Below are 21,050 nucleotides of genomic sequence, written 5' to 3' on the forward strand. Positions count from 1 at the left end.
TGCCCACTGGCGCGTGCGCCGGACCACCGCCAGCGCGGGCCTGCCGCACCGGAGACACGCCCACCGGAGCGAAACGGCTTGACCGGGCCCTGCAGCGGGGTGGAGACGGGGAGAGGGCCGCGGCGGCCAAGAGCCGCGGCCCGACAGCCCACGGCTAACGCACCGAGAAGACCTTCCCCGGGAAGCTCACCGAGACCGCGTTCGGCGTGGCCTGGAGGCGCGCGCCCCGGCACCATCCGGCGTCGGTGATGCCGTCGTCGGCCTTCAGTTCGTCGACCTCGCCACCGGCGGCCACGAACAGCCCGCACTCGGGCCGGGTGACGTCGCTGGAGGCGTCGGTGACCATGAGGACGCGCCCGTCGGGCAGCGCGGCGAACCAGCCCGCCGGGTCGGCCCCGTCGCCGGGGGTGAAGCCGAGGGGCGCGGCGGCGTGCCAGGCGTCGGCGCCGTCGGCGAGGGCGAAGGCGACCACGTCGAAGGTGGCCTGCCCGCCGAGGGTCGCGTGGTGGCATTCGCCGAGGACGAGGTCCTCGCCGCCGACCTGCAGGGTCCCGGCGCAGGAGACGGCGTAGGTGCTGCCGAGGTCGAGTCCCTCGCGCCGCCACAGCTCGGCCCCGTCGGCGGAGTTGAGGGCGGTGAGGTCGTGCCGGAAGACGCGCGCGGCGAACAGGCCCTCGCTGTCGGAGACGTCCTGCCGCACGTCGGCGATGACGCGCTCACCGGCCACGGTCAGCGAGCCGGGCTCGATCTCGCCGACCACCGGCCCCTGCCACTCCCACAGGCCCGCACCGGACTGCGCGTCGATCGCGGCCACGCGCGGCTTGTCGGCGCTGACGTCGTCGGCGGCGCAGTTCATGGCCGCCGCCAGGCGCGGCCCGGCCTGCTCCACGACGCGCACGAGGCAGCGCTCGGGGGCGGTGTAGGTCCACAGGTGGGCGCCGCCGTAGGCGAAGGCCTCGACGGTGCCGAGGGCCTTCTCCGGCTGGATCAGCAGGGCCTGGTCGGTGACGGCCAGGACCCTGCCCTCCTCGCCGGTGTAGCGGCGGTCGGCGAACATGCGGCCGGTGGCGGTGTCCAGCAGGATCGCCGAGGTGCCCGACGGGGCGTCGCGCCGGTCGCCGACGAGGGCGACCACGCGCCCGTCGGCCGAGGTCATCGGCGGCTGCGCGAAGGTCCGGTTGTGCCGCACGTGCTCCCAGCGCTTCCTGCCCGAACCGGCGTCGTAGGCGGTCACCGCGAGGGTGTCGGGCGAGGTGATGAGCAGCCCGAAGGGCGTGCCGACCGCGCCGCCGCCGGGATAGGCGGAGTTGAGGTGCTCGAAGTCGGACAGGTCGGCCACCGGCACCGCCGAGGCCGTCGTGGTCGCCTCGGTGTTGGCCGACTCGGCCAGCTCGTGCGCCGCCGAAGTGCCCGCCGCGGCGACGACCGCCACGAACGCCACCGACAGGACGCACACGCGCACCACCAGGCTCACCGGCGGAGTGTCGCCGGGCCCGGTCCGCACGACCCACTCGGCCAGCATCAGCAGCGCGCCCCCGAAGGCGGCCATGCCGAAGGCGAAGGCGCCCAGGGACTGGCGGTGGGAGATCCAGTGGCCGTGCCCGGGATCGGGCATCGTGGCCACGGTGATCGCGCACAGGATCAGCGATCCGCCGGTCAGCGCCGCCGCCGAGATCAGCGCGGGACGGCCCGGATTGGTGACCGTGACCGACAGGGCGACGCCGATCAGCAGGTACATCGCCACCAGCGAGACCGCCAGCCAGGTCGCGGACGGATCGTCGGCCCCCGGCTCGCCGAACACCGCGAACCCGAGGATCACCGCGCAGGACACCAGGGCCGCGCCACCCGTGAGGATCGCGGCCGTCCTGGTCAGCGAGCGGACCCAGTCGACGCTGCTGCGCGCAACACCGCTCTTTGGAACACCGCTCGTGGGAACGCCGCTCTGGGGAGAGTCCACTCCTATCTATTACCGGAAACATCGATGGTTTTCGGGCAGAAACCCGTCATCCCGGGCCGAGAAAAACCCCCGCCCTCCACAATGGAGGCGCGGGGGCGCGTCGCAGGGGCGTGCTACTGCTGGCCGTAGCGGGCCCACACCTTGTTCAGGTGCGCCTGGTAGTACACCGAGTGGAAACCGCCGATGATGGCCAGCAGGAAGCCGACACCACCGGAGGCGCGCTCCTGGAGACCGGCGGCCTCCTCGGCCTTCGCGATGCGCGAGCCGGTGTTGACCAGGGTCATGATGGGCGGCACCACGAGGCAGGAGCCGAAGAGCGCCAGCACGGCGAGACCCGGGGAGACCTCCAGGCGGGCGAACTCCTTCACCTCCTTGTTGACCTTGTAGTGCCAGACGATGCCGTAGATCCCGAGCGTGACGAGCGTCAGCAGCCAGACACCGAACGGGCTCCGGGTCTTGCCGAGGACGACCGCCTGGGCACCGGGGTTGCTCTGCGGCGGGTGGGTCATGAGGGGTTCCTCTCGAAAGAGCAGGTATTGCAGTGGGCTGGGACACATTAAGACAGCGCGGCAAACGGTTCCAGGCGTCTTCGCTGGACAAAGTGGACCGATACTCACGTTCCCGTCACCGCTCGGCACCTTCGTACGACCGAATGTGGACGATCGGACCAGGCGATCTTGCACCCCGAAGCCGCCGAACGGGCAACCTCGCGGCCTCGTCCATGCGTCACTAGTGCCATGAGCCCGCCCCGCCCGAGGCCCGGTCACACCGGACGCGATCCCGCCCGGATCGCCGAGGTGACCGTCGACGCGGGGGGCTTCGTGCGCGCCGTGGTCTTCCTCCCGGACGCCGAGGGGCGCTCGCCGAGGCACCTCGCCGAGGCGGTGCTCGCCGGATACGACGAGGCGGAACTGGCGCGGCTGTGGGACCGGACGGAAGGGCGAGATGGACGACGGTGACGGAGTGCTCGACGTGGAACTGACCGACCCGCGGGCGCAGGAGATGGCCGACGCGGCCTTCGACGCGCTCATGGACTTCCCGGACAGGTGCGCCGAGCTGGCCGCCACGCGCGAACTGCGCCGCCACCACGGCCCGGTGACGGTCACGGTGAACCTGGAGGGCCGCGTCATCGACCTCGACCTGGGCGGCGCCGCACGCGAGGGCGCCGAGGTCGCCGAGGCGATCCGCCTCGCCCAGGAGGACGCGCGCACGGCCCTCAAGCGGGAGACCGAGGCGCTGCTGCCGCCCGTCATCACCGCCTACGGGCGTTACCTGGATCGCCTCTCCTGAACCCCGCGCCGGTCCAGGGGCGTCTAGGGTGCGTTATCTGACAGATGGAGTTCCCGCGTGCCCCAGAAGACCCTCGTCCGCCGCATCGCGCTCGCACTGGTGATCACCGCGACGGTCGCCGCCGCCCTGTTCGCCCTCATGCGGCTGACCGGCCTGGAGCGGACCTGGCCGCTGCGGACGCTGGTCGCCTACACCCCGTACCTGACGCTGCTGGCGCTCGTGCCGCCGATCGCGGCGGCGGTCCTGCGCAAGTGGCGGCTGGCGCTGGCCGGGCTCATCGCGCCGCTGGTGCTGGCCTCCCTGGTCGTCCCGCGCGCGTTCCCCGACTCGCAGCCGGAGGCCACCGGGCCGCGCCTGACGGTCATGACGCTGAACCTGTGGATCGGGCAGGCCGACGCGGGGAAGGTCGTCGAGATGGTCGGCGAGCGCGGTGTGGACGTGCTGAGCGTGCAGGAGCTGTCGGTGGAGGCCGTGGCGCGGCTGGACGCGGCCGGTATCGGCGCGCTGCTGCCCTACCGGGAGGTCCGGGTGACGCCGGGGGTGGAGTCGGAGGGCACGGGGGTCTACTCGCGGTATCCGCTGGCGCGCAACACCGTCCTGGAGTTCCCGGCGACGTTCGCGATGACGGGGGTGACGATCACCGTTCCGGGTACCGCGCCGGTGGAGTTGCTGGCGGCGCATCCGGCGGCGCCGTGGGCGGCCACGGAGCTGCGCCGGTGGCTGAAGGATCTGGAGTCGCTGCCGAGCGCGTCGGGTGGGAGTACGCGGATCATCGCGGGCGATTTCAACGCGACGCTGGATCACGCGGCGTTGCGGGAGGTCCTCGACCGCGGTTTCAACGACGCCGCCGATGAGGTCGGGATGGCGCTGCGCGGGACGTGGAAGGGCCGTTCGGGCCTGCTGGCGCTCGCCCCGCGCGTGGCTCTGGATCACGTCTTCGTCGATGAGCGGGTGGCGGTGGAGTCGGTGGACTTCGGTGATCCGCCGGGCACCGACCACCTCCCGGTCTTCGCGGTGCTGCGGCTCCCGGGACAATAGGCCGACATGCGCGATGAAACGATCGGCGGCTTCCTGGAAGCCCTCGCCGCCCGCGTCCCCGCCCCCGGTGGCGGCGCGACGGCGGCCCTGCACGCCGCACAGGCCGCGGCCCTCCTCGGGATGGTCGCCCGGTACACCAATCCGCCCGTTCAGCACGTCATCGACGCCACCGACGCCCTGCGGGAGCGGGCGGTGGCGCTGGCCGCCGAGGACGCCGAGGCGTTCACCGCCGTCACCGACGCCTACAAGCTGCCGAAGGCCACCGATGAGGAGAAGGCGGCGCGCTCGGCGATGATCGCCGCCTCGCTGGTGGGCGCCGCGCGTCCGCCGGCCGAGGTGGTCGCCACCGCCGCGCGGCTGGTGGAGCTGGCCGAGGAGCTGCTGCCGATCGGCAACAAGAACGTCATCACCGACGTCGCCGCCGCCACCGAGGCCGCCCGCGCGGCCGCGACGACCGCGCGCGTCAACATCGAGATCAACCTGGGCGGCATCAAGGACGCCGGGGCGCGCGCCGAGCTGGCTGGGGTGGCCGCCGGGGTCGATGACATCGCCCGCCGCGCCGCCGCGGTGACCGAGGCCGTCCGGGAGGGACTGAAGTGACCGGGGTGCTGTCCGGCAAGGACCTCGCGGCCGCGATCCGCGCCGAGGCGAAGCGCGCCTGTGAGGGCGCGCTGGTCACGCCGAGGCTGGCGGTCGTGGTCGCCACCGATGACGAGTCCTCCGCCTGGTACGTGCGCTCGATCGCGGCGGCGGCGGCCAGGACCGGCCTGGACTGCCAGGTCGTCGACCTTGGCGCCGGGGCCTCCCCGGAGGAGGTCGAGGCGACCTTGGCGGGCCTGTCGGCCGAGGAGTCGGTGCACGGCCTGATGCTCCAGACGCCGCTGCCGAAGGGCGCGCGCCTGGAGGAGCTGGCCCGCGCGATCGACCCCGTCAAGGACGTCGACGGGGCCAATCCGCTGTCGCTGGGGCTGCTCGCGGCGGGCCTGCCCGCGTTCGCCCCGGCCACCGCCGAGGCGGTCATGGCGCTGCTGGACCACCACGGCGTGGAGCTGCCGGGGAAGACGGTGACGGTCGTGGGCCGCTCCAACGTCGTCGGCAAGCCGCTGGCGCACCTGCTGCTGGCCCGCGACGCCACGGTCACCGTCGCGCACTCCCGGACCGCCGACCTGGCGGCCGTCACGCGCACCGCCGACGTGGTGGTGGCCGCCGCCGGGCGTCCCGGCCTGATCACCGCCGCGCATCTGCGTCCCGGCGCGGTCGTCATCGACGTCGGCACCAACGCCACCGAGGACGGCGGGCTCGTCGGCGACGTGGCCGACGTGAGCGGCGTCGCGGGCGCCGTCACGCCCGTCCCGGGCGGCGTGGGACCGGTCACCACCGCGCTACTGCTGGCGCACACGGTCGAGGCCTCGCGCGCGTGAGACCATCGAAGGCGATGAAAGAGGAAACGAAGACCCCGGCGAAGTTCCCCCCGCGTGACGAGCGCGGGCGCGTGGAGTCCCTCGCCGAGTACCTCGCGGCCGTGCTCGGGGCGACCCTGTTCACGTTCGTGCTGCTGGCGATCGTCGACCTGATCTTCTCCGGCTTCGACTTCGGCGAGTTCGGGCACATCTCCGGCTGGATCAGCGTGACGCTGGCCGCGTTCATCTTCATCGACGACTTCCGCGCCTGGTCGGGCACGAAGTACCGGGTCCCGGTCTTCATCGCCGCCGTCGTCCTGGGCACGGTCGCCGGTCTGGGCATCGCGATGGCGATGCCCTCGGGCTGGCTGGACCTGCTGTCGGGCGCGCTGGGCGCGGCGGTGTCGGTGGTGGTGTACACGATCCTGTGGTTCACCGGGATCCGGATGATCGGACGAGAGGTTTAGATGAGTCCCGCATTCAAGTACGGCCTGGGCCGGCTGGGCGTGTTCGCGGTGTGCGCGGCGATCGTGTGGCCGTTCACGCTGAACCCGCTGGTCAAGCTGATGATCGCGCTGCTGGCCTCGATGATCCTGTCGATCTTCGTGCTGAAGAAGTGGCGCGACCAGGCCAGCGAGGCCATCGGCGGCGCGGTGGCCAAGCGCCGCGAGGAGAAGGAGCGCATGCGGGCGGCGCTGGCCGGGGACGACGACTAGACGTGTACCGCGAGCGGCCGGTGCCCGGCGGCGTCCTGTGGGAGCGGGCGCCGGTGGCGGCGGCCGGTCCGCAGGTGATCCTGCCCGACGGGTCGATGGACCTGATCTGGACCGGCGGGCGGCTGATCGTGGCGGGCCCGGACTCGCGGGCGCAGTACGCGACGGGTGCGCCGGGGGCGTCCTACACGGGGGTGCGTTTCGACCCGGGCCTGGCGCCGCTGGTGCTGGGGGTGCCGGCGGTGGAGTTGCGGGACGCGCGGGTGGCCGCCGAGGACGTCTTCGACGCCGGGGACCTGATCGCGCGGCTGGAGTACGGCGAGGACCCGGCGGAGGTGCTGGGCGCGGTGCCGACGCCGCCCGCCGACCGGCTGATCGCCGCGGTGGTGTCGCGGGCGCGGGCCGGTGAGGGCGTGGCCGCCATCGCCGGGGCGGTGAACCTGGGCGAGCGGCAGCTGCACCGGCGGGCCCTGGCGTCCTTCGGGTACGGCGTGAAGACCCTCGGCCGGATCTTCCGCATGACGCGGGCGCTGGACCTGGCGCGCGGCGGTGTCGCCTACGCCGAGGCCGCGGCGCGCGCGGGGTACGCCGATCAGGCACACCTGGCGCGCGACGTCCGCGGCCTGGCGGGGACGACGATGGGCGCGCTGCTCAGCTGAGCCGGGCGTAGAAGTCCACGCCGTTGCCGTCGGGGTCGGACACGGCGGCGTAGCGCTGGCCCCAGACGGCGTCGAAGGGCTCCAGGTGGCATTTCGCGCCCGCGGCGGTGACGCGCTCGTAGGCGGCGTCGACCTCCTCGGCGGTGTCGCACTGGAAGGCCAGGGACATCCGCCCGCCCGGCACGACCTGGACCCCGGGCAGGAACGAGCGGACCGACTCCACGGTGTCCCACATCAGCTTGAAGGCGCCGAAGTCGCATTCGACGTGGCCCTCGGCGTCCATCTCGGCGGGGATGTCCAGGCCCAGCAGCCGGTAGAAGGCGAGGGAGGCCGGCATGTCGACGGTGAGGATCTCGATCGCGTTCAGTCTCATGCCGACGACGCTACGGGCGTGATCAGGTCCCCGGCTTGTACGAATCGGTCGTGTAGGCGGGGTAGCGCTCGATGCGCGGCCAGCCGTCGGTGCGCTCGCGGAGGGCCTCGATGACGGCGGCGATGGCGGGCAGGCCGTCCAGCATCGTCGCGACGGTGTCCAGGCGGTGGCGCAGGACCTGCCGGATCGACGAGACGACCGCCCGGCCCCGGCCCATCGGCTCGTCGCCCGCGAAGGCGCGCTCCATCAGCCAGGTGAGCATGTCCAGGGTCCAGTGGACGACGGCCAGCCGCACGCCTTCGCTCTCGCCGCGCCGGGCGGGACGGCCCAGCAGCGCCGTCCAGTACTCGTCGGAGACGGCCGCGACGACCTCGGCGGGCAGCGCGAAGACGCACCAGCAGGTCGCGAAGGGCATCGTGACGTAGGCGGCGTCGAGGTAGGCCGAGCGGTACCCGGCGCCCTCGAAGTCGATGGCGCGGAAACCGTCGCCGGTGAGCAGGTTGTTGTCCGGGCAGATGTCGCCGGGGGAGAACACGCGCGGGCCGATCGTCGACAGCACGTTCAGGTCGTCGACCTCGCTGGCGAAGGCCGCCGAGGTGGTGATGCCGACGCCGTCGAGGAGCCCGCGCAGGCGGGCGAGCTTCGGCGCGTCCCACAGGGCCGGATCGTCGTCGCCGTCGATGGCGAACTTCTCGCGCAGCGCGTCCAGTTCGTCCTCACGCCCCAGGGACGCCCGGCCCATCTCGCCGTAGGCGCGCGCCCAGGCCAGTAGGCCCTCGGTGGCCGCGGCGGGGTCGCCGGCCAGCAGCCGGTCGACCAGGCTCGGCCAGTCGCCCAGGTCGGCCATGACCGTCATCAGCGCGTCCCCGTCGGCGCCCAGCAGCTCCGGACCGCCGGAGTGGAAGGACAGCCCGGCCGCCTCGCGCACGAAAGCCGAGGCCGCGTACGGCTGCCCGGGGTCGTAGGCCTTCACGATCACCGACGAGCCGTCGGCACGATGCGCCCGGAGTGTCAGGCTTCGCCGCGAACCGCCGAGATCGGCCCCCTCGGTCAGCTCGGCTCCGATAAGGGCGCCCGCGCGGGCTAGGGTGTCGTTGACGTCGGTCACAGCAGCGAGGTTAATGCCGCTGCGGCCGATTCGCGCAGTGGTTTTCACGTCCCCGCAGTGGAATGATCGCGTGGTGCTGATCAAGGTGTGCCTCAACGGCGGGCGGTTGCGAGCCGATCACCCCTCGGTGCCGCTCACCGCCGCCGAGCTCGCCGCCGACGCCGCCACGGCCGTCGCGGCCGGAGCGTCGGCCGTCCACATGCACGCCCGCACCCCCGACGGCGCAGAGACCCTCGACGCCCCCCACGTCGCCGAGGCCGTACTCGCCGTCCGCGAGACCTGCCCCGGCATCCCCCTGGGCGTGTCCACGGGCCTGTGGATCAGCGACGGCGACCCCGAGCGCCGCCGCCGCACCATCGCCACCTGGGCCGACCTGGAGCCCACCGCCCGCCCCGACTTCGCCTCCGTCAACGTCGGCGAGCCCGGCTCGATGGCCCTCGCCGCGCAGCTGCTGGACCTCGGCATCGGCGTCGAGGCCGGCGTCTGGTCCACCGAGGACGCCGAGACCCTGCGCGACAGCGGCCTGGCGCCGCGCTGCCTGCGGGTCCTCGTCGAGCTCATCGGCGTCCCCCCGGAGGTCGCGCCGGGACTGGCCGGGCGCATCATCACCCGCCTCGACGAGCTCGGCGTGGACAACCCGCGGCTCCTCCACGGCGACGAGGCGTCCACGTGGCCGATGGTGAAGATGGCCGCCGGGCTGGGCCTGGCCACCCGCATCGGCCTTGAGGACACCGTCACCGGCCCCGCCGGGCAGCAGGTCAGCGGCAACGCCGAGCTTGTCCGCCTGGCCCGCGCGGTCTAGGTTTCGGCGTGTGGACGACGGCATCGAGCTCGGCGAGCCCTTAGCGGGCGACGTGCGGCTGCGCGTGGCCGAGGTCGCCGCCGACGACTCCGGCGACGGCGTCGTCGAACTGGTCATCGCCGCCACCGGGACCGATGTGGACCTGCGCCTGAGCGTCGCCGACACCTCCACCGACGGACTCGCCGACTTCTTCGACGCGCTCGCCGAGGGCGGCGCCGGATCCTGGCGGTCCATCGACGCGCGCCTGTCGGTGACCGCGGCTCCAGAGGGCCGTGGACGCGTCCGGCTGCGCTGGGTCCTCAGCAGCCAGCGGCTGCACCAGGCCTGGGCCTTCACCGTCGTGACGGTCCTGCCAACGGGAGAGCCCCTCCGCGGTGTCGCGGAGGGGCTCCGGGAAGCGATCGATCTGGTCCTCGGCTACGACCAGACGTCCTGAGGGACCGCGCGGCGCTCGGCCATCGAGACCGGGCCGTCGTACTCGCGCACGACCTCGTACTTGGTGTTGCGTTCGACCGGCTGGAAACCGGCGTCGCGGATGAGCTCCAGCAGGTCCTCGCGGCCCATCTTGTCCGGGGTGCCGTAGGAGTCGGCGTCGTGGGTGATCTTGTACTCGACCACCGAGCCGTCCAGGTCGTCCACACCGAAGTTGAGCGACAGCTGCGCCACCGACAGGCCGTGCATGACCCAGAAGCACTTGACGTGGTCGAAGTTGTCCAGCATCAGCCGGGAGACCGCGAAGGTCTTCAGCGAGTCCGCCGGGGACGCCATCGTCGTCCGCGCCTGGAGCTTGTTGCGGATCTTGCCGTCCTTGGAGTCGACGAAGTCGTGCTGGTAGCGCAGCGGGATGAACACCGCGAAGCCACCGGTCTCGTCCTGCAGCTCACGCAGGCGCATCACGTGGTCGACACGGTGACGCGGCTCCTCGATGTGCCCGTAGAGCATCGTCGCCGGAGTCCGCAGGCCCTTCTCGTGGGCGAGTCGGTGAATGCGCGACCAGTCCTCCCAGTGGCAGTCGTGGTCGACGATGTGCTGGCGGACCTCCCAGTCGAAGATCTCGGCGCCACCACCGGTCAGCGACTCCAGGCCCGCCTCGATCAGCTCGTCGAGGATCTCACTGGCGCCCAGGCCGGAGATCTTCTCGAACCACTGGACCTCGGTGGCGGTGAACGCCTTGAGGTTGACCGACGGGAGCGCCTTCTTCAGCTCGCTCAGCACGCGCGGGTAGTACTTCCACGGCAGGGTCGGGTGGAGCCCGTTCACGATGTGCAGCTCGGTGAGGGCGTCGCCCTCCATCTGCTTGGCCAGCTCCACGGCCTGCTCGACGCGCATCGTGTACGCGTCCTTCTCCCCCGGCTTGCGCTGGAAGGAGCAGTAGGCGCAGGACGCCGAACACACGTTGGTGAGGTTCAAATGCCGGTTGACATTGAACATGACCCGCTCGCCGTTCTTGCGGACGCGCACCTGATGCGCCAGCCCGCCCAGCCACGCGAGATCGTCGCACTCGTAGAGGGCGACGCCGTCCTCACGGGTGAGGCGCTCGCCGGCCGCAACCTTTTCCTCGATGGATGCCCGAAAGGACTTGTCCGTCATCCCTGCCGCCTCGCATCATTACCGCGTTCACGTACGTACGGAAGCGAGACTACTGCCGGGCCCTTCGGCATGATCCGGCGAGCCCCGGACCGGTGCCCGAAATGCGTATAAGATTCACTCAGTTTGCGTCCCGCACTGGTGTGATCTGGCTTTCCCGTCGTACGGTGGCAACGCGCACGATGCCGCCCGGACTCATAAAGCACGCAGGCTTTAGGCGGCGACACGAGGGAGACGGCATACATGCGACCGATGTGGACACCCGCCCGCAAAGCCGGACGAGTCCTTCTCATCTTCGGCACGGCGATGATCCTGAGCGCGGCCCTCCCGGCCACCCAGGCCCTCGCCGACCCGAACGGGATCAGCGCGCCGCCCGCCAAGGGCGCCCAGCCCGGGTCCGTCACCGCCCCCAACAACCCCGGCACCGGCACCGGCCTGCCGCCCACCGGGACCAGCATCCCCGGCGTCGGTCCACTCGCGACCCAGATCTCGGTCAAGACCACCGAGCTGGCCAAACTCGCCGAACAGGCCAAGGGCTCCGCCGCCGACCTCGCCGACCGCGTCCAGTGGACCACCGCCGTGTCCAGCATGCTCGCCCAGGACAAGGCCACCGTCGCCGCCCTGGAGCAGGCCGCCGGCGACGTCGCCGCCAAGAAGTACACCGACAGCCAGGCCACCCCCGACCTCGGCATCGGCCCCCAGGACACCACCGACGCGGTCACCGAGCAGCTCGCCGTCGCCCGCGCCGAGCTCGCCGAGTCGCAGGCCGCCTTCGACGCCGCCATCGCCGCCCAGACCATCGCCGGGCAGCGCGACACGCAGCTGCGCACCTCGTTCAACACGCTCAACGCCGAGGTCACCAAGCTCGTCCAGGACAACCAGAAGGCCCTCGCCGACGCCGAGCGCGCCCGCGCCGACTTCGCCAAGCAGTACCAGGGCAACCTGTCGTCCAAGGTCAAGGGCTACCAGGCCAACCCGAAGGCGATCCAGGCCGTCCAGTTCGCCTTCAAGCAGTTGAACAAGCCGTACGTGTGGGGCGCCGAGGGGCCCGACAGCTTCGACTGCTCCGGGCTGACCTGGGCCGCCTACAACTCCGTCGGCGTGTCCATCCCCCGCATCGCCAACGACCAGTACCACATCACCTCGGCGATCCAGACGATCACGCCGGACTACCTGCTGCCCGGCGACCTCCTCTTCTACGGCGACCGCGCCACCGACTGGACCTCCATCTACCACGTCGCCATGTACATCGGCGACGGCAAGATGATCGAGGCGCCCACCGCCGGCCAGCTCGTGAAGACCTCGGTCGTCCGCTTCGACGACTACTTCGGCGCCACCCGTCCCCTGAAGGCCGTCAAGGCCGACGACGACGGCTCCAGCACCTCCAACCCCGGCGGCACGTCCAACCCGACCTCGCCGCCGTCGTCCACGAAGCCGCCGACCACCCCGCCCACCACACCTCCGACGACGCCTCCGACCACCCCGCCGACGACGCCCCCGTCGAGCTCGCCGGTCGTCGACCCGTCCTCCTCGCCCGCGGCCGCCGCGCCGCCCGGGGACAACACGGGCGGCTCCGGTCGGGAAGAGCCCGGTTCCAGCTCGATCGTCCCGTCCACGTAGTGAGCGAGGACGAACCGAACGTACGGCAGCGACCGGTTACGGATCGTGATCGGGAATGCTGGACGAACGACTGAGCCCCACACCGGCTTGCGGTGATGTGGCACGGTGGGAAGTACCTGGCAAGCTTCGGCCTGGAGGGCTTTGATGGGTAACCGAACCTGTGCCGCTTGCGGAGCGCAGGTGCACGCCGCCGCGGAACGCTGCCCGCAGTGCGGCCTGTACGTGAATCCCCCCATGGGGAGCGCTGCGCCGTACGCGACACCTCCGCCTCCCCCCGAGCCGCACACCAACACGTCTTGGCACGCCGACCGCGACGACTGGCAGGCGCCCGCGCCGGAACCGGCGAACCCCTGGAACGCCGCCCCGCCGCCGCCCGGTGATGGCCGGGGCTGGCCGCCGGCCGGGGCGGGGAATGACTTCCCGCCGCCTGCCGGGGGACCGGGTGGACCCGGTGGACCCCGTGATTTCGGCCCGCCGCCTCCCGGGGGACCTGGTGGACCTGGTGGACCCGGTGATTTCGGCCCGCCGCCTCCCGGGGGACCCGGTGATTTTGGTGCCCCTCGCGACTTCGGCCCGCCTCCCGGCGGTGACTTTGGCCCGCCGCCCGGCGCGCCCACGTCCGGTGGACCGGCGTGGGGTGGACCTCCGCCGCCCATGCGCGATGGTGACTTCCCGCCCGGCCCGCGCGACGGCGACGCGCCGCGCGACTTCGGGCCTCCCCCTCCCGGGAACTACCCGCCGCCTCCCGGCGGTGGCTTCCCGCCGCCCGGCGACTTCGGCACGCCTCCCGGCGCGCCCACCTCCGGTGGACCCGCGTGGGGTGCTCCCCCGCCGCCCATGAACGCCCCCACCTCCGGTGGCGGCGGCTGGGGCGGTCCGCCGCCTCCGCCCATGCGTGACGGCGACTTCCCACCCGGCCCACGTGACGGCGACGCCCCGCGCGACTTCGGTCCCCCGCCTCCGGGGAACTACCCGCCGCCTCCCGGCGGCCCGGGCAACTTCCCGCCTCCCCCGGGCGACTTCGGCACGCCTCCGGGCGCGCCCACGTCCGGTGGACCGGCGTGGGGTGGACCTCCGCCGCCCATGCGCGACGGCGACGGCCCCCGCGACTTCGGGCCGCCGCCCGGGAACTTCGCGCCTCCCGGCGGTCCCGGTGACTACCCGCCGCCTCCCGGCGACTTCGGCACGCCCCCCGGCGCGCCGACCTCCGGTGGACCGGCGTGGGGTGGACCTCCGCCGCCCATGCGCGACGGCGACTTCCCGCCCGGCCCGCGCGACTTCGGGCCTCCCCCTCCCGGGAACTACCCGCCGCCCCCTGGCGGCCCGGGCAACTTCCCGCCGCCTCCCGGCGACTTCGGCACGCCCCCCGGCGCGCCCACGTCCGGCGGACCCGCCTGGGGCGGGCCTCCGCCGCCCATGCGCGACGGCGACGGCCCCCGCGACTTCGGGCCCCCGCCGCCCGGGAACTACCCGCCGGCCCCCGGCGGCCCGCGTGACTTCGGCCCGCCTCCGGGCGCGCCCACGTCCGGCGGACCCGCCTGGGGTGGACCTCCGCCGCCCATGAACGCCCCCACCTCCGGTGGTGGCGGCTGGGGCGGTCCGCCGCCTCCGCCGGTCCGGGACGGCGACGGCCCGCGCGACTTCGGTCCCCCGCCCGGGAACTTCGCGCCTCCCGGCGGCCCCGGTGACTACCCGCCGCCTCCCGGCGGAGGCTTCCCGCCCCCCGGTGGTCCCGGCGACTACCCCCCGCCTCCCGGCGCTCCGGGTGGCTTCCCGCCGCCGAACGCGCCCACCTCGGGCGGCCCGGGCTGGGGTCCGCCCCCGCCGGACTTCGGGCGTCCCCAGGACCACCCGTCGCCTCCGCCCGTGCCCGGCTACCCGCCGAACGCGCCCACCTCCGGTGGCCCGCGCGACTTCGGCCCGCCGCCCGGCGGTGGCTTCGGTCCCCCGCCTCCCCCCGGAGGCGACTTCGGCGCGCCCCCGCCGCCTCCCGGTGGTGGCTTCCCGCCGCCGCCCGGGTTCGGCCCGCCGCCGGAGTTCGGGACGCCTCCGGGCGCTCCCCGCGACTTCGGCCCGCCTCCCGGCGGGGACTACCCTCCGTCCGGCGGCCCCCGCGACTTCGGTCCCCCGCCCGGTGGCGAGTTCGCACCGCCTCCGCCGGGTGGCCCGGGCGCGTTCCCGCCGCCTCCCGGTGGCGACTTCGGCGCGCCTCCGCCTCCGCCGCCCGGGTTCGGCCCGCCGCCACCGGACTTCGCTCCGCCGTCGGCCGATGCCGCACCCGCCTTCGCACCACCCGGGTTCGCGCCCCCGTCGTCCTCCCCGGACGCCGGTGGCTGGGCGCCGCCTCCGCCGTCGTTCGGCGCGTCCGACGACGACGTGCGCCGTCCCGGTGAGCCCGACGACGACGACCTGCCGCGGCTTCCGTCGGTCGAGCGCGACCTTTCCGACCGCGACGAGGACTGGGAGCTCCCCCCGCTTCCCGAGCCCCCGCCGGTCGGGGAGCGCCTCGACGCGGCCGCTCCCGCCCCGGCTGGGGACCCCGACGACGCTCCGCCGCCCCCTCCGCCCGCCGATGGCGCGATCTGGGAGGGCGCGGCACCCGCGTCCGGTGGCCCGGAGCCGGAGATGTCGGAGGAGGACCGGGCGACGCTGGCCGGGCTCGCGGCGGACGTGCCTGAGGGGGATGAGGACGAGGGGGCTTCGGCTTCGCCGGTTGCTGAGTCGGCGCCTTCGTTTGGGGTGCCGGGTGGCGAGGTGCGGTCGAACTTCGATGCGGAACCGGCCTTTGCGCCGCAGGCTGCTGAACCGGCGCCCTCTTTCGGGGTGCCCGGCGGTGAGGCGCGGTCCAGCTTCGATCCCGAGCCGTTCGCCCCGCAGGCTGCCGACCCGGCGCCTTCCTTCGGCGTTCCCGGCGGTGAGCCGCGATCGAGCTTCGATCCCGAGCCCTCGCCTTCCTTCGCGGTTCCCGCCGAGGAGTCGCGGCCGAGCTTTGAGTCGGCTCCGGAGCCGCCGTCCTTCGCCGTTCCCGGTGATGAGGCGCGGTCCAGTTTCGATCCTGAGCCCGCTCCGGGGCCTTCGGCTTTCCCGGAGCCGCCGCCCGCGTTCGCCGTTCCCGGTAGTGAGCCGCGGTCGAGCTTTGACCCGGAGCCCGCTCCGGAGCCGGAGAAGCCTCCGGTCTTCCAGCCTGCGCCGATCCCGGATGAGTGGAATACGCCTGAACCGGCGCAGCCGCAGGGGTCTGGGAACGCTTGGGCGTCTTTGGCCGAGCCTTTTGCTCCGCCGCCGGTTGAGGCTTCGGCTTCGGCCTCGGCCTCGGCTCCGGCTCCGGCTTCGGTTCCGGTCTCGGGTTCGGGTTCGGCTGAGAACGGGAACTCGTGGTTCTCGGAGTCGGCCGCCGTGCCGCCGCCGACCGGTGACCCTGGTGCGGCTGCGCGCGGTATTGCGACCGTTCCGGCCGCCAACCGGCTGACCGCCGAGGAGCTCCCGGCCCGCTTGCCGATGGCGACGCCTCGCACCTACGGTCGTCCGCCGGAGGAGATGCCTTGGCCACCTATGGCGCCGGGCGGGGAGCCCAGGCAGTAGGAGAGTGAAAGAGCCCCACCGGTGGACGGTGGGGCTCTTTTGTTTTGGGGGGTCTTGTGCGGCCGTCCTCATCACCCGTTACCCGTCACCCGGGACCGTTTCGGCTGGTCTTCGTGGCCGTCTCCAGGCTGGGGGTCGTGTGTTTCCGACGCCTGTTGTGGCTCGTCGCGCTTCTTGTCTGGCGCCCCGCGGATCGTCCGTGTTCGATGTATCCACTACGCTGCGGCTATGACACGGTCGCCGTCTGGTCAGGGGTTTCACCCCTAGGACCCGACCAGGGGTGCGGCCCCTGGACGCCGGACCTCTCTCGGGAGGCTCCACCCCCGCTCGGCCTTTGCGACGGTGAACGATGAACCCCGGGGTGTCAAGCCAAAGAACGCGGCTTGACACCCCGAGAACCCTCGTTCGAAGAACCATCCGGCCGACCGAGGGAGGATCCTCTCCTATCCCGAGACAGCCCCCGCACAAGCTGGTCCCGGGTTCGTGTTGTCGTGCGGCCTGCGGCTTGTCTTCGGCCCGGGTCTAAAACAACAAGCTCTCGTCCCCACCCGGGTTCTGACCCCGTAGCAAGCCAATCAGTGTGCCCGGGTCTAAAACAACGAGCTTCGGTCCGTGCCCGGGTTTTGACCCCGTTGCCAGCCAGTCATCTCGCGGCCTCACCCCACCCCCACCCCACCCCCACCCCACCCCCACTCCCGCGAAAGGACCGGCCGCTCGCGCGACCGGTCCTCCGCCGACCTTCCCGCCGGGCCCTGCCCGGCGGGTCAGGCCGTGTTCTCCTTCTCGTCTTCGCCTTCTGCTTCGCGTCCGGGTGTCGGCAGGTTCAGTTTCTTGATCAGCACGTAGAAGATCAGGAAGTAGACCGCGAAGTACACGACGCCGATCAGCAACAGCAGCAGTGGTTTGTGGGTGTTCGACTTGCTGAAGTTGAGCAGGTAGTCGATGAGTCCGGCGGAGAAGCCGAAGCCGATCTTGATGTCGAGGGCCGTTACCAGGGCCAGGGACACGCCGCTCAGGACCACGTGGATGCCGAAGAGCAGTGGCGCGACGAAGATGAACGAGTACTCCACGGGCTCGGTGATGCCGCAGACGAAGGCGGTGAGGGCACCGGAGATCATCAGGCCGCCGACGACCGCGCGGTTGGCGGGGCGGGCCGCTCGCCACATGGCGAGGGCGGCGCCGGGGATGCCGAACATCAGGACGGGGAACCAGCCGGCCATGAAGGTGCCGGCGCCGTCTTGCCCGGCGAAGTAGCAGTTCAGGTCGCCGTGGGCGACCACGCCGTTGACGTCGCAGGTGGGGATCGTGAACCACACGATCGAGTTGATGATGTGGTGGAGGCCCATGGGCAGCAGGAGGCGGTTGACGACGCCGTAGATGCCGGCGCCGACCACGCCGTTCTCGGTCACCCAGTCGCCGAAGCTGGCGATCCAGGAGCCGACGACGGGCCAGATCCAGCCGAAGACCACGCCGAGCAGCATCGCGGTGACGGCGGTGATGATCGGGACGAAGCGGCGGCCGCCGAAGAATGACAGCCAGCTGGGCAGCTTGATGCGGTGGTACTTCTGCCACAGCAGTCCGGCGATGACGCCGATCATGATGCCGCCGAGGACGCCGGTGGGGTTGGCCGCGCCGATGTCCACCTTCAGCTGGCTGGTGCCGTCCGCCTTGAGGATGGTGACCATGACCTGGTCGCGGATGCGCGACTCGGAGAACATGGCCTTGGTGACGCGGTCGAAGACCAGATAGCCGACGACGGCCGCGAGGGCCGTCGATCCGTCCGCCTTCTTCGCCATCCCGAGGGCCACGCCCACCGCGAACAGCAGGGGCAGGTTGTCGAAGAGGACCTGCCCGGCCGCGGCGAGGACCTTCGCCACCGGCAGCATCCACGTCCAGTGTTTGCCGAGGCCGTCCTTGCCGAGCATGTCGGGCTGCCCGAAGCGCAGGAGAAGCGCGGCGGCGGGCAGGACGGCGATGGGCAGCATGAGGCTGCGCCCGAACTTCTGCAGGAACGCGAAGACCTTCGATCCTCCTGAGGCGGCGTCCCCCGCCGCTGCTGTGGCGCTCATGCGACATACCCCCCGGTCGGTTGTCGAGATCATAAGCAGTGTGTCCGACAACACGGGCGAATCCGGTTAAATAGACATACGGGTGAGCGTTGACCCGTGTGACACCCCTGTACCGGGGGTGTCGGACAGACCGCCCTGGGGGGCGGCGGAAAGAGGAGTCCCATGGACAAGGCCGAGGCCATCGTGGCCGCGCTCGGCGGCGCCGAGAACATCATCGAGGTGGAGCCCTGCGCCACCAGGCTGCGGACCGAGGTGAAGGACGCCACCGTCGTCGACGAGCCCGCGCTCAAGGCCGCCGGCGCCTACGGCGTGCTCAAGATGGGCACGAACGTCCAGGTCGTCGTCGGCACCGACGCCGACACCATCGCCAGTGACATCGAAGACCTGCTGGAGGAGGAGTGACCGCGCGCATCGTCTCCCCCGTCGCGGGGAAGGTGGTCGGCCTGCCGGGCGTCCCGGACCCGGTGTTCGCAGAGGGCATGGTCGGTCCCGGGACCGCCGTCGACCCCGACCGGGGGCCGGGCGTGGCCGTCGCCCCCATCTCCGGGGTCGTCCAGAAGCTCCATCCGCACGCCTATGTCATCGTCGACGCCGAGGGCCGGGGCGTCCTGGTCCACCTCGGCATCGACACCGTCAAACTCGACGGGGAGGGCTTCCAGCTGCTCACCGAAGAGGGCGCGCACGTCGCCGCGGGCGCCGAGATCGTCCGCTGGGACGCCGGGGCCATCGAGCAGGGCGGCCGCTCACCGGTCGTCCCGGTCATCGCGCTGGACGCGCCCGCCGATCGCGTGACGGTCACCGGCGCCGACTACGTGCACACCGCCGATCCGCTGTTCACCTGGGAGTAGACATGGCAGAACGACAGGTCAAGGTCACCACCGACGTCGGCCTGCACGCCCGCCCGGCGGCGGTGTTCGTGCAGAGCGCGGCCCAGTCGTCCGAGGACGTCACGCTCGCGAAGTTCGATCCGGCCGCCGAGTCGCAGAACCGGGTCAACGCCAAGAGCATCCTGGCGGTGCTGGGCCTCGACGTCCGCAACGGCGACGAGGTCATCATCGCCAGCGAGGACGCCGAGGCCGTCGACCGGCTCGCCGCCCTGGTCACGGAGGAGACGTCTTGACCGTCACCGCCACATCCTTCACCGGCGTCGGGGTCAGCCCCGGCGTCGGTGCCGGCCCGGTCCGCGCCATGGCCGCCGCACCGCCCGAGCCGCCGCCCGGCGAACGCCACGACGGCGACGCCACCGCCGCGCTCGCCGCCGCCTCGTCGGCGCTGGAGACCGTCGGCGCCGACCTCGACGCCCGCTCCGAGCGCGCCGCCCAGAAAGGCCGCGCCGAGGCCTCCGAAGTGCTCGCCGCGCAGGCGATGATGGCCCGCGACCCGAGCCTGTCCGAACTCGCCGCCGCCAAGATCGGCGAGGGCCTGAGCCCGGCCCGCGCGGTCTTCGAGGCCTTCGGGACCTTCCGCGACCTGCTCGCCTCGGCCGGGGCCTACCTCGCCGGGCGCGTCGCCGACCTCGACGACATCCGCGACCGGGTCATCGCCGTCCTGTCCGGACGCCCCATGCCCGGCGTCCCCGACGCCGACGTCCCGTTCGTGCTGGTCGCCCGCGACCTCGCGCCCGCCGACACCGCGCTGATCGACCCGGCGAAGGTCGCCGCGTTCGTCACCGCCGAGGGCGGTCCCACCAGCCACACCGCGATCCTGGCGCGCACGATGGGCGTCCCCGCCGTCGTCGCCGCCCCCGCCGCCCTCGACCTCCCCGACGGCACGCCCGTCCTCGTCGACGGCACCACCGGCGAGGTCACCGTCGAGCCCTCCGAGGAGGCCGTCCGCACCGCCCGCCAGGCCGGGGACGCCCTGGCCGCCGCCGTCTCCGGCGCACGCGGCCCCGGCGCCACCGCCGACGGCAAGCTCGTCCCGCTGCTGGCCAACATCGGCGGACCCGCCGACGTGGAGTCCGCCCTCGCGCACGGCGCCGAAGGCGTCGGCCTGTTCCGCACCGAGTTCCTGTTCCTGGACGCCGCCACCGCCCCCACCCTGGAGGCGCAGCAGGCCGTCTACCGCGAGGTCCTGTCCGCCTTCGGCGACAAACGCGTCGTCGTCCGCACCCTCGACGCCGGAGCCGACAAGCCCCTGGCGTTCCTGCCCGCCGGGGACGAACCCAACCCCGCCCTCGGCGAACGCGCCCTGCGCATGATGCGCCACCACCCCGACATGCTCGACACGCAGCTGCGCGCGCTCGCCGCCGCCTCGTCCGGCCTGCCGGTTGATTTGTGGGTGATGGCGCCCATGGTCGCCGACGGCGACGACGCGGGCTTCTTCATGGACGCCGCCCGCGCCGCCGGTCTCACCGGCAAGGCCGGGGTCATGATCGAGATCCCCGCCGCCGCCCTGCGCGCCCGCGACTTCGCCCAGGCCGTCGACTTCTTCTCCATCGGCACCAACGACCTCGCCCAGTACGCCTTCGCCGCCGACCGCCAGATCGGCGCCCTGTCCCGCTTCCAGGACCCCTGGCAGCCCGCGATGCTCGACCTGATCGCCTCGGCCGCCACCGCCGCGAACACCGCCGGAACCTCCTGCGGAGTCTGCGGGGAGGCGGCCGCCGACCCGGCGCTCGCCTGCGTCCTGGTCGGCCTCGGCGTCACCAGCCTGTCGATGTCGGCTCCCGCGCTGCCCCTGGTCCGCGCCGTCCTGGCGGCCCACACCTACTCCCAGTGCGTACGCGCGGCCGAGGCGGCCCGCCGCGCGACCTCGGCGTCCGGCGCCCGCGAAATGGCCCGCGCGGCCCTCCCGGGTCTGCGAGCCGTCGGGATGTGACCGGGGTTATGTGTGCCCCCGGCCGTGCCTGA

22 protein-coding genes are annotated in these 21,050 nt (G+C 72.7%); 16 read left to right on the top strand and 6 right to left on the bottom strand.

What is annotated here, in order from left to right:
• Positions 1–154: 154 nt before the first annotated feature.
• Positions 155–1,957: an outer membrane protein assembly factor BamB family protein gene (locus QSK10_RS08300; RefSeq protein ID WP_285662025.1), complete on the bottom strand. Its 1,803-nt coding sequence runs from the start codon at positions 1,955–1,957 to the stop codon at positions 155–157.
• 113 nt (positions 1,958–2,070) lie between these two features.
• Positions 2,071–2,466 carry a DUF4234 domain-containing protein gene (locus tag QSK10_RS08305; protein WP_285662026.1) on the bottom strand — a complete coding sequence of 132 codons (396 nt, stop codon included), beginning with the start codon at positions 2,464–2,466 and terminating at the stop codon, positions 2,071–2,073.
• Between the two features lie 228 nt (positions 2,467–2,694).
• Between QSK10_RS08305 and QSK10_RS08310 the strand changes: the two genes are divergently transcribed.
• The 8 genes from QSK10_RS08310 to QSK10_RS08345 are packed head-to-tail and all read left to right on the top strand — an operon-like array spanning position 2,695 to position 7,057.
• Positions 2,695–2,916, top strand: coding sequence for a hypothetical protein (locus QSK10_RS08310; RefSeq protein ID WP_285662027.1), 222 nt, complete (start codon positions 2,695–2,697; stop codon positions 2,914–2,916).
• Positions 2,903–3,247: a hypothetical protein gene (locus QSK10_RS08315; protein ID WP_285662028.1), complete on the top strand. Its 345-nt coding sequence runs from the start codon at positions 2,903–2,905 to the stop codon at positions 3,245–3,247. The genes QSK10_RS08310 and QSK10_RS08315 overlap by 14 nt, the downstream gene beginning before the upstream one ends.
• Positions 3,248–3,304: 57 nt before the next feature.
• Entirely contained in the window at positions 3,305–4,285 is a 981-nt protein-coding gene (locus QSK10_RS08320; protein WP_285662029.1) for an endonuclease/exonuclease/phosphatase family protein, read from the top strand.
• A 6-nt stretch (positions 4,286–4,291) separates the two neighbouring features.
• Positions 4,292–4,885, top strand: coding sequence for a cyclodeaminase/cyclohydrolase family protein (locus QSK10_RS08325; protein WP_285662030.1), 594 nt, complete (start codon positions 4,292–4,294; stop codon positions 4,883–4,885).
• Positions 4,882–5,706 (top strand): bifunctional 5,10-methylenetetrahydrofolate dehydrogenase/5,10-methenyltetrahydrofolate cyclohydrolase, encoded by an 825-nt coding sequence (locus tag QSK10_RS08330; RefSeq protein WP_285662031.1) that lies wholly within the window; start codon positions 4,882–4,884, stop codon positions 5,704–5,706. The genes QSK10_RS08325 and QSK10_RS08330 overlap by 4 nt, the downstream gene beginning before the upstream one ends.
• A gap of 14 nt (positions 5,707–5,720) precedes the next feature.
• On the top strand, positions 5,721–6,152 hold the full coding sequence (locus tag QSK10_RS08335) for a hypothetical protein (protein ID WP_285662032.1): 432 nt from the start codon (positions 5,721–5,723) through the stop codon (positions 6,150–6,152).
• Positions 6,153–6,401 carry a DUF4229 domain-containing protein gene (locus QSK10_RS08340; protein WP_285662033.1) on the top strand — a complete coding sequence of 83 codons (249 nt, stop codon included), beginning with the start codon at positions 6,153–6,155 and terminating at the stop codon, positions 6,399–6,401.
• 2 nt (positions 6,402–6,403) lie between these two features.
• Complete coding sequence (locus QSK10_RS08345; RefSeq protein ID WP_285662034.1) at positions 6,404–7,057, top strand: helix-turn-helix domain-containing protein; 654 nt, start codon at positions 6,404–6,406, stop codon at positions 7,055–7,057.
• Here the strand turns inward: QSK10_RS08345 and QSK10_RS08350 are convergent.
• A complete protein-coding gene (locus QSK10_RS08350; RefSeq protein ID WP_285662035.1) occupies positions 7,050–7,430 on the bottom strand; it encodes a VOC family protein in 381 nt (126 codons plus the stop codon). The two genes, QSK10_RS08345 and QSK10_RS08350, sit on opposite strands and share 8 nt — an antisense overlap.
• A gap of 22 nt (positions 7,431–7,452) precedes the next feature.
• On the bottom strand, positions 7,453–8,538 hold the full coding sequence (locus QSK10_RS08355; RefSeq protein ID WP_285662036.1) for a hypothetical protein: 1,086 nt from the start codon (positions 8,536–8,538) through the stop codon (positions 7,453–7,455).
• A 70-nt stretch (positions 8,539–8,608) separates the two neighbouring features.
• Between QSK10_RS08355 and QSK10_RS08360 the strand changes: the two genes are divergently transcribed.
• Both QSK10_RS08360 and QSK10_RS08365 read left to right on the top strand, forming a co-directional pair.
• Positions 8,609–9,340 carry a 3-keto-5-aminohexanoate cleavage protein gene (locus QSK10_RS08360; RefSeq protein ID WP_285662037.1) on the top strand — a complete coding sequence of 244 codons (732 nt, stop codon included), beginning with the start codon at positions 8,609–8,611 and terminating at the stop codon, positions 9,338–9,340.
• 10 nt (positions 9,341–9,350) lie between these two features.
• Entirely contained in the window at positions 9,351–9,776 is a 426-nt protein-coding gene (locus tag QSK10_RS08365) for a DUF6228 family protein (protein ID WP_285662038.1), read from the top strand.
• Here the strand turns inward: QSK10_RS08365 and mqnE are convergent.
• The gene (gene mqnE / locus QSK10_RS08370; RefSeq protein WP_285662039.1) at positions 9,758–10,930 is read right to left on the bottom strand and encodes an aminofutalosine synthase MqnE; all 1,173 of its coding nucleotides are present in this window, start codon (positions 10,928–10,930) and stop codon (positions 9,758–9,760) included. The two genes, QSK10_RS08365 and mqnE, sit on opposite strands and share 19 nt — an antisense overlap.
• 240 nt (positions 10,931–11,170) lie before the next feature.
• On the opposite strand from mqnE, the gene QSK10_RS08375 reads away from it, so the two are divergent.
• Positions 11,171–12,547, top strand: coding sequence for a C40 family peptidase (locus QSK10_RS08375; protein ID WP_285662040.1), 1,377 nt, complete (start codon positions 11,171–11,173; stop codon positions 12,545–12,547).
• 2,625 nt (positions 12,548–15,172) lie between these two features.
• Positions 15,173–16,129 carry a hypothetical protein gene (locus QSK10_RS08380; RefSeq protein ID WP_285662041.1) on the top strand — a complete coding sequence of 319 codons (957 nt, stop codon included), beginning with the start codon at positions 15,173–15,175 and terminating at the stop codon, positions 16,127–16,129.
• A 764-nt stretch (positions 16,130–16,893) separates the two neighbouring features.
• Here the strand turns inward: QSK10_RS08380 and QSK10_RS08385 are convergent.
• Positions 16,894–18,198, bottom strand: coding sequence for a PTS transporter subunit EIIC (locus tag QSK10_RS08385; RefSeq protein ID WP_285662042.1), 1,305 nt, complete (start codon positions 18,196–18,198; stop codon positions 16,894–16,896).
• 162 nt (positions 18,199–18,360) lie between these two features.
• On the opposite strand from QSK10_RS08385, the gene QSK10_RS08390 reads away from it, so the two are divergent.
• The 4 genes from QSK10_RS08390 to ptsP are packed head-to-tail and all read left to right on the top strand — an operon-like array spanning position 18,361 to position 21,018.
• A complete protein-coding gene (locus QSK10_RS08390; protein ID WP_285662043.1) occupies positions 18,361–18,600 on the top strand; it encodes a PTS sugar transporter subunit IIB in 240 nt (79 codons plus the stop codon).
• Positions 18,597–19,046: a PTS sugar transporter subunit IIA gene (locus QSK10_RS08395; protein ID WP_285662044.1), complete on the top strand. Its 450-nt coding sequence runs from the start codon at positions 18,597–18,599 to the stop codon at positions 19,044–19,046. Before QSK10_RS08390 ends, QSK10_RS08395 begins: the two co-directional genes overlap by 4 nt.
• A 2-nt stretch (positions 19,047–19,048) precedes the next feature.
• Positions 19,049–19,318 carry an HPr family phosphocarrier protein gene (locus QSK10_RS08400; protein WP_285662045.1) on the top strand — a complete coding sequence of 90 codons (270 nt, stop codon included), beginning with the start codon at positions 19,049–19,051 and terminating at the stop codon, positions 19,316–19,318.
• Positions 19,315–21,018 (top strand): phosphoenolpyruvate--protein phosphotransferase, encoded by a 1,704-nt coding sequence (ptsP, locus tag QSK10_RS08405; protein WP_285662046.1) that lies wholly within the window; start codon positions 19,315–19,317, stop codon positions 21,016–21,018. Before QSK10_RS08400 ends, ptsP begins: the two co-directional genes overlap by 4 nt.
• Positions 21,019–21,050: the final 32 nt, after the last annotated feature.

It is taken from the genome of Actinorhabdospora filicis (assembly GCF_030269765.1).
GTDB classification, from domain to species: domain Bacteria; phylum Actinomycetota; class Actinomycetes; order Mycobacteriales; family Micromonosporaceae; genus Actinorhabdospora; species Actinorhabdospora filicis.

Bases quoted from the DNA above. Each gene is read 5' to 3' on its own strand.
- QSK10_RS08340 (WP_285662033.1), top strand. From the start codon at position 6,153: ATGAGTCCCGCATTCAAGTACGGCCTGGGCCGGCTGGGCGTGTTCGCG.
- QSK10_RS08310 (WP_285662027.1), top strand. From the start codon at position 2,695: ATGAGCCCGCCCCGCCCGAGGCCCGGTCACACCGGACGCGATCCCGCC.
- QSK10_RS08385 (WP_285662042.1), bottom strand. From the start codon at position 18,198: ATGAGCGCCACAGCAGCGGCGGGGGACGCCGCCTCAGGAGGATCGAAG.
- mqnE (WP_285662039.1), bottom strand. From the start codon at position 10,930: ATGACGGACAAGTCCTTTCGGGCATCCATCGAGGAAAAGGTTGCGGCC.
- QSK10_RS08315 (WP_285662028.1), top strand. From the start codon at position 2,903: ATGGACGACGGTGACGGAGTGCTCGACGTGGAACTGACCGACCCGCGG.
- QSK10_RS08375 (WP_285662040.1), top strand. From the start codon at position 11,171: ATGCGACCGATGTGGACACCCGCCCGCAAAGCCGGACGAGTCCTTCTC.
- QSK10_RS08380 (WP_285662041.1), top strand. From the start codon at position 15,173: ATGTCGGAGGAGGACCGGGCGACGCTGGCCGGGCTCGCGGCGGACGTG.
- QSK10_RS08390 (WP_285662043.1), top strand. From the start codon at position 18,361: ATGGACAAGGCCGAGGCCATCGTGGCCGCGCTCGGCGGCGCCGAGAAC.
- QSK10_RS08305 (WP_285662026.1), bottom strand. From the start codon at position 2,466: ATGACCCACCCGCCGCAGAGCAACCCCGGTGCCCAGGCGGTCGTCCTC.
- QSK10_RS08335 (WP_285662032.1), top strand. From the start codon at position 5,721: ATGAAAGAGGAAACGAAGACCCCGGCGAAGTTCCCCCCGCGTGACGAG.
- QSK10_RS08325 (WP_285662030.1), top strand. From the start codon at position 4,292: ATGCGCGATGAAACGATCGGCGGCTTCCTGGAAGCCCTCGCCGCCCGC.
- QSK10_RS08350 (WP_285662035.1), bottom strand. From the start codon at position 7,430: ATGAGACTGAACGCGATCGAGATCCTCACCGTCGACATGCCGGCCTCC.
- QSK10_RS08400 (WP_285662045.1), top strand. From the start codon at position 19,049: ATGGCAGAACGACAGGTCAAGGTCACCACCGACGTCGGCCTGCACGCC.